Here is a 2,511-nt window from a genome sequence, read left to right as displayed (position 1 = left end):
GTCGCGTACGCGGGCCGGCGCCCGGCCGAGCAGCAGGGTGGTCAGCGCGGCGTCGATGTCATCGCCGAGGAACCACTCGCCGGCCTGGTCCAACGCGAAGATCCGGCCGCGCTCGTCGACGGCGAAGATGCTCTCCTGCCGCTCGGTGCCGATGGGGAAGAGCCGTACGCCGAGCACGGCGGCGAAGTCCGCGAGCGTGTCGGCGGTGTGGGCGACCTGTCGCGGACGGATGTCGAAGCGCGAGATCCAGACCTGCTCGCCCGGCCCGCGCCGGGCGCCCACCAGGCTCGGGAAGGCGGTGAGAGTCGCCAGGACGGCGGGAAAGTCGGCATGCGCGGAGGTCTCACCCCTGATGGCACCGACGTCCCTGATGGCGGACAGGGCGACGATCTCGTCGCCGAAGTGCGGGCGCCAGCCGGCCGCGACGAGCGCCTGGGCGACCTCCGGGTGGAAGCGGCCCGGGGCGGGGTCCGGCTGTGGGTCGGGCTGCCACGGCATCGTGAACGCCCGGTCGGACCAGGGCAGCACGTTGAAGTCCACGAGCATGTCGACGCACGAGTCGCAAGGGCGGTCGGCGAGGCCGCCGTTCGGATCGCCCGGCTCGCGTACGCGATAGACCTCGAACCGGGCGGTCTGGAGGATGTCCTTCGCGTCGGCCATGACGAGGGGGGCGATGCCTTCGGCGGCGCGGTGGTGGTCGTAGTGGTGCAGGACGTCGGAGACGACGATGAGTTCGGCGTGCCGTTCGCCGCCGCGTACGAGGCGCCCGGGGGGAAGTCCGTCCAGATAGGAGCGTACGAGTGGGTGGTGGTTGAGCGTGACGTCGCCCTTGGCGCCCTGTGCGCGGACCAGTCGTCCTTCGACGGTCAGGTGCGCCGCCGTGGTGGGCGCCGGCCGGCGGCGGATCTCGCGGAGCAGTTGGCTCGCCGGGTCGATGGTGCGGGGTGCGGCGGGTTCTTGTGGGCGGCTGCGGCGGTACATCTGCGCGACGGTGTCGGCGGGCACGCGGGGCCAGGTGGTCACCTCGCCGGTGAGTTTGTCGACCACGGTGGTGGGCAGGTCGCCGGGTGCGGTTCTGGCCTCGATGGGCACGGTGGAGGTGATGATGTAGCCGAGGTCGAATTCGTCGACGTGGTGGTGGCATTCGTGTCCCAGGCGTTGTGACTCGCGGTGGGCCCAGACGGCGGCGAGTTGCTCGGCCTGTTGGCGATCGATCACGGCTCGAAAGTACCGGACCCCACGGATTCGTGGCGGCCGGTATGGTTCGCCCTACCGACGGTAATCGGGGAGGGTGGCGTTGGCCGAGAGCTTCGAGGAGTTGGTCCTGCGCACGTGGGAGGGGATCGGCCGGCACGTGGAGGGCCTCGGTGCCGATGTGGTCCGGTCGGTGGACGCGAACCTGCGGACGGACGCGGCGAGTGCGGGTCGGTTCGGGCGTGTCGGTGACCGGCAGCAGCAGCGTTGATCTGCTGAGGAGTTTCGGATGAGTGTGTTGCCGAGCCCCATTCCGCATCCGCTGGACTACTCGCCGTGGCAGTTGCCGGGCTGGGTCTACGAGGCCCTCGACTGGGTGATCGGTGTGGAGTGGCCGGAGGGCAACGAGCGGGCGGTCTGGGAACTCGCCGATCAGTGGTATGCGGTGGCGACCGTCCTGGCGGGGCCGAGGGCTGACGCGGTGGCCGCCGCCCGTGAGGTGCGTGACGGCTACGGCGGTGTCGGGGCGGTGGCCGCCGCCTTCGACAGCGCCTGGCGGCGGGTGGCGGAGGGCGATGAGGCGCCGTTGCCGGTGCTGCTGGCGGTCAGCGCCGAGCTGGGTCGGCTGGTGGAGGAGTGCGGCTGCGACATCGAGGGTGCCAAGCTCGAGGTCTGGATCGAGTTGGGCATCCTGGTGGTCGAGTTGCTGGCGCTGGCCGTCGCGGCGGTGCTCACGGCGGGTGCGGCGTCGCCCGCCGCTGGGGCGGCGATCGCGGCCACCAGGTTGATCGTGCAGCAGATCTTCAAGCGGCTGATGGCGCAGCTTGCCCGCAAGTCGATCAGGCAGGGGTTGAAGGAGGCCGGTGAGCGGGCCGCGAAGGAGGTCACGAGGGGCGGTGTGCGGGGGTTCAGCCGGCGGGCGGCGTTGAGCGGTGTGTCGGAGGCGGCCGAGGAGGGCGGCATCAACCTTGCCACGCAGGCGTATCAGAACTCGACGGGTCGTCGGCACGGGCTGGACGTGACGGAGTTGGGTGCTACGGCGCTCGGCGGTATGGCCGGTGGGGCGGTGGCGCCGCTGGCGGGTCTGGGGCGGCATGCGACCGGTCGGGGTGCCCGGGTCGGGGAGCACTTTGGCCGCGAGATGGCCGGTGAGGTGATGGCCGACCAGGCCGCGAGCCTGGCTACGGGCCAGGGGCTGACCTCGATGGAGGACGCCGCCCGTGCGGCCGCGTCCGGTGTCCGGGGTTCCGCCACCGCGCAGGCCGACGCGGCGTTGCAGGCACGGCATCCCGGCCAGGGCGCTGAGCTGGCCGTTCA

Annotated in this window: 3 protein-coding genes; 2 read left to right on the top strand and 1 reads right to left on the bottom strand. The window is 71.7% G+C overall.

Going from position 1 to position 2,511, the window contains the following annotated elements; all coding sequences use genetic code 11:
* Positions 1-1,218, bottom strand: a 1,218-nt coding sequence (locus AB0B91_RS65000; RefSeq protein WP_358342998.1) for an SUKH-3 domain-containing protein, incomplete at its 3' end; no start/stop codon positions are given.
* A gap of 79 nt (positions 1,219-1,297) precedes the next feature.
* On the opposite strand from AB0B91_RS65000, the gene AB0B91_RS64995 reads away from it, so the two are divergent.
* On the top strand, positions 1,298-1,465 hold the full coding sequence (locus AB0B91_RS64995; RefSeq protein WP_358342996.1) for a hypothetical protein: 168 nt from the start codon (positions 1,298-1,300) through the stop codon (positions 1,463-1,465).
* A gap of 18 nt (positions 1,466-1,483) precedes the next feature.
* A partial coding sequence (locus AB0B91_RS64990; protein WP_358342994.1) for a hypothetical protein occupies positions 1,484-2,511 on the top strand: 1,028 nt, incomplete at its 3' end.

Source organism: Nonomuraea sp. NPDC049141 (assembly GCF_040648415.1).
Taxonomy (GTDB): Bacteria; Actinomycetota; Actinomycetes; order Streptosporangiales; family Streptosporangiaceae; genus Nonomuraea.
This window is presented reverse-complemented; position numbering and strand designations above follow the sequence as displayed.